Annotated in this window: 6 protein-coding genes; 4 read left to right on the forward strand and 2 right to left on the reverse strand. The window is 56.6% G+C overall.

Going from position 1 to position 4,396, the window contains the following annotated elements; genetic code table 11:
* The 4 genes from PKO02S_RS33010 to PKO02S_RS31610 all read left to right on the forward strand — a co-directional run.
* A partial coding sequence (locus tag PKO02S_RS33010; protein WP_218033985.1) for a hypothetical protein occupies positions 1-207 on the forward strand: 207 nt, incomplete at its 5' end.
* Between the two features lie 54 nt (positions 208-261).
* Positions 262-1,323, forward strand: coding sequence for an SIS domain-containing protein (locus PKO02S_RS31600; protein WP_127589210.1), 1,062 nt, complete (start codon positions 262-264; stop codon positions 1,321-1,323).
* Between the two features lie 31 nt (positions 1,324-1,354).
* Positions 1,355-2,140 carry a DeoR/GlpR family DNA-binding transcription regulator gene (locus PKO02S_RS31605; protein ID WP_127589212.1) on the forward strand — a complete coding sequence of 262 codons (786 nt, stop codon included), beginning with the start codon at positions 1,355-1,357 and terminating at the stop codon, positions 2,138-2,140.
* A 48-nt stretch (positions 2,141-2,188) separates the two neighbouring features.
* Positions 2,189-3,169 (forward strand): ROK family protein, encoded by a 981-nt coding sequence (locus PKO02S_RS31610; protein WP_127589214.1) that lies wholly within the window; start codon positions 2,189-2,191, stop codon positions 3,167-3,169.
* Here PKO02S_RS31610 and PKO02S_RS31615 read toward each other — a convergent pair.
* Entirely contained in the window at positions 3,166-4,077 is a 912-nt protein-coding gene (locus tag PKO02S_RS31615; RefSeq protein WP_127589216.1) for a hypothetical protein, read from the reverse strand. The genes PKO02S_RS31610 and PKO02S_RS31615 overlap by 4 nt on opposite strands.
* Complete coding sequence (locus tag PKO02S_RS32710) at positions 4,078-4,242, reverse strand: hypothetical protein (RefSeq protein ID WP_164821816.1); 165 nt, start codon at positions 4,240-4,242, stop codon at positions 4,078-4,080. It lies immediately after the preceding gene.
* Positions 4,243-4,396 lie beyond the last annotated feature (154 nt).

Here is a 4,396-nt window from a genome sequence, read left to right on the forward strand (position 1 = left end):
TTGACAGCGGTTGCAGGTACCAGCTCATTCGATTGTTGTTCCATTTGTTCAATTCCCCTCCCAAATCTCCCACTTGTTTTGTTCCTGTATGTTTTTAACCTTATTAGTTTATCACAGGAGTGCGTCATTGAACAAAAGAAAAAATATGTCCTAAAATTAATATTGATTGAAAAACTCAAAATCGTGATTGAAAAAATCAATCAATGATTCTATAATTAAAATCAGTAATCAAAAGCAATCCTATAAAAGGAGTGGAAACAGATGACAACTGCATTCGGACAATTGACGTACCCGGAAATATCCTCGCAAGCGGAAGCATTGGCTGCCGCGATCGATCAACTGGAGAACAAACAGAAGGATTGGGTTTCGCGTTATATCGGCAATAGCGAATATGAAGAAGTGATTTTTATCGGCTCGGGATCATCCTATTACCAAGCTCAGACAATGGCGGCTACTTTCCGCAAGTGGCTCGGCCGCAGTGCAACAGCTCTTCCGTCTTCGGACATTTTCCTGATCCGCGACGCTTCTACGGTGACCGCACGGAAAACGCTGCTCGTCGGCGTATCGCGCTCCGGCGAATCCACGGAAGTCATTCTCGCCTTGGAGTCCGTCAAATCGCTCGCCAACTGGACGATCTGCGGCATCACTTGCCACGAGACGAGCAAAATGGCGCAAATCAGCGACTGCCTCGTCTCTCCGCTGGGCAAAGAGAAGAGCACGGTCATGACGAAATCGCTCAGCAGCATGACGTTCCAGATGCAAGCGGCAATCGCTCTGGCTTCGAGTCAAGCTGGGCTGTGGAACGAAATGCAGCAAGTGGCGGCAGCGGATGCAGCGGTAGTGAAAGCGGCGGACTCGTTCGCCAAATCGTTCATCGAAGGCAACAGCTTGAACAAATTCATCTACCTCGGCATGGGCGCTTACTTCGGCCTGTCCCAGGAAGCTTGCCTGAAGATCAAGGAAATGTCGTATGTTTGGACCGAGAGCTTCGGCACGCTGGAGTTCCGCCACGGTCCGAAGTCGATCGTTGAGCCGGGTACGCTGGTTTGCTTGCTGCTATCGGAGACGGCTCGTTCGTACGAAGTGAAAGTAGCCGAAGAGATGAAAGCATACGGAGCAACCGTGCTCATCGTCACAGCCGAGAAGGGTGCCGATACCGCATTTGCCGATGCTATATTCGAAGTAGGCGGCCGCGAGTTGAGCGATGAGGCGCGCAGCGTGCTGTACTTGCCGGTGCTGCAATATATCGGGTATTATACGGCGCTGAAGAAAAACGTCGATCCGGACCACCCGCGCAACTTGACGCAAGTCGTTAAAATTTAGTCGGACGCAACTTGGGGATGGAGGCAGTGCGATGAGCGTTCATTCGTTGTCCAAAGGCGAGCAGCGGCGCGATGCGATCGTCGCCATGCTCAAGCAGAAAGGGCGTATCTCCGTTCAAGATATCGTGGACACGCTGCATTGTTCGGAAGCGACGGCGCGGCGCGATCTCGATCTGCTCGAGAAGACGGAGGGCATCATCCGCACGATCGGAGGCGCCCTCTACGACGCGCACAGTCCGGTGCGGGAGGTGTCGTTCCAGGAGAAGACGTCGTTGTCCTGGCTCGAGAAGGAGCGGATCGCCGCCACTGCCGCTTCGCTTGTTGAAGATGGCGATGTGATCGGCTTGTCCGGCGGGACGACGACGTATCATATCGCCCGCGCTCTCAAGAGCCGCCGCGGTATCACCGTCGTGACCAACGCGATCAACATCGCGATGGAGCTCGCCGATAGCGAGGACATCCAGGTCGTGGTGGCCGGCGGCATCCTGCGCAGCAAGAGCTACGAGCTGTGCGGTCCGTTGGCGGAGAAGCTGATTGAGGGCTTGAACATCGGCAAAATGTTTCTCGGTATCGACGGGGTTGCGCTATCGCAAGGGCTGACGACGTATTCGGAGTCGGAAGCGCAAATTGCCAAGGCGCTCATCAAACGGTCGGATCAGACGCTGGCCGTGTTCGACCGGACGAAGGTGGGACGGACTTCGTTGTTCTCCATCGCACCGCTGACCGCCGTACATGGATGCATTACGGATGCTCCGCTGGATCCGGTATTCCGGCAAGAGCTTGAACGGATAGGTGTCCGGGTCCATTTGGCAGAGTAGGGTAGAAGAGTGCTGGTAAGAAGCTAAGGTTGTCAGGAGGTGCCGGACATGAGTTATGTGATTGGTGTCGATATCGGCGGAACGAATGTTGTAGTAGGGCTGCTAACTGGGGAGCTGCAGCTCGTACGCAAAGCGAAACAGCCGACGGGGACCGCGAACGGGGCGGACTTCGTCCTGGGCCGGATCGCCGGCATGATCGATGCGCTGCTCCAAGAGGAGGGCATCGACAGGGACGAACTGACTGCAGTCGGCATGGGCAATCCGGGAATCATCGACCCCGAGCGGGGGATTGCCGTAATGGCCAGCAATATGAAGTGGTACGACTTGCCTATAGCGGAGAAGCTCTCGGGCATTCTCGGCGGCATTCCGGTGTTCATAGACAACGACGTTAGAATGTACATTTATGGCGAAGCGGTCCGCGGGGCCGGACAAGGCTTCAGGCATGTCATGGGCGTCACGCTCGGCACCGGCATCGCGGCGGCTATGATCAATAACGGCAGCCCTTACTATGGCGGCTCGTTTATGGCTGGCGAGTTCGGTCATATTGTCATGGAAGGCGAGAGCGCACTATGCGGCTGCGGGCTGCGCGGCTGTCTCGAGACGATCGCCTCGGCGACCGGCATCGCGCGTATTGCCCGCGAGCGGATCGCGGCCGGCCGAAGCAGCCTGCTCGCCGACTGGTTCCCGGACGAGGCGCAGCGGGCGGCCATCACGGCCGCAGACGTCTCCCGGGCGTACGACGCGGGCGACCAAGTGGCGATCGAAGTGATGGACTTCGTCGGCACGATGCTGGCCAAGGGGCTCTCCTACGCGATTCCGCTGTGGAGCCCCGACGTGATCATCATTGGCGGCGGCGCCGCCAACGCAGGGGAGCGCTTGCTCGCTCCGCTGCGGCGCGGCATGCAGGGCATCGTCCATCCGATGTATCTGGATCGGATCGAAATCCGGCTCGCCGAGATGAACGACGACGCGGGCGTCGTCGGCAGCGCGGCGTTCGCCCAAGCCAGAGCGGCGGCTTTGCCTGCCTAACAAGCACCTTCACTTTGCCGACAGCCTGGAACGAGGATCGACTCTCGTTCCGGGCTGTTTTTTGATGAGAACGTGATCCCCGGCAAACCCACCTTCATGGCCAGCCCCCAGCCAAAATGAACTTCCTCGCTCGTAACTTCGGCTCGGATCGTATTCAGCCCCTTACGCCAGTAAAGCGGCAAGCGGACCGTATCCGGCCGAATGCGCCCGTCGTTAATATCGCCCGGAGATAGCCAGCGCCAGCTTCCTTCATAGAGCAGCTCTCCATTCACCCATAAGCGGAGCTTGTCGCTGAAGCCAAAGCTGATCCACGGCGACTCGACCTCTTCCCCCAGCTCGAAGGAGCAAGCCGCCATGACCGTAGCCCCTTGCTCCGACGTAAACAGCGCATTCAAATTCAATGTTCCGTTTGCTTCAACGGCCGTACGAACCGGGTTGTACTCGGGCTGCTTCGACACCAGCCATTCGGTCACCACAGATTGGCCGCAGTAAGGCGCTTGTAGCGCCGGCTCGACGGCATACTCGACGGAGGCTGCTTCCTTCACCGTCAGGTGGCGCAAATAACCGGATGCAGTGCCCCAAACGCCGATCTGTCGGCCGTTCGTATGCCTATGCTTAGGCTTCGCAATGACAAGCGCGGGAGACGAGGATTCGCCTACATAGATCGCGATGCTGCCGGGTTGGACGTGGAGAGCCAGCTTGACCCATTCCTCGTGAGGAACGGGCACCAGCGCCTGATAAAGCGGACCGTGGTAAATTTGCCATGTGCTGGAGCCGTTCATGATCGGGTCGTACTGCAAACTCGGATATTCCAATACGTTGTTGCCGGACACGTAGACGAGATCGAAGTTGTTCTCATCGACCGCTCCGCACACAAGACCGACGAAGCTTGCTGCCGTGCAAGCCACTCAGAACGTTTCCTGTTCGATCGGCTTCCGCAGCAGGACGGGAAGACAGTGGAGGCCGGCGAACAGCAGCGCATCCGACCCGCCCCATCGTCCGAATGCAGCTCCAGACTGTCCGAGATCGAAATCGTTCTGGTCATTTTGGAAAAGCCAAGTATAACGTTCCATGAATCCGCACCCTCGCTAAATGGTTTATTTTGAGGAGAAGGTCTGGATGAATAGCTAGATTATATCGAACAAATGTTCGTGTGTAAAGCGAGTGGAGATAAAATGTAGGAATATTAGGATTGAAATAAAAAGCGATTTGAGAGGCGGATCTGTC

Origin of the sequence: Paenibacillus koleovorans NBRC 103111 (genome assembly GCF_004000845.1) — a bacterium.
Classification (GTDB): Bacteria; Bacillota; Bacilli; order Paenibacillales; family NBRC-103111; genus Paenibacillus_AA; species Paenibacillus_AA koleovorans.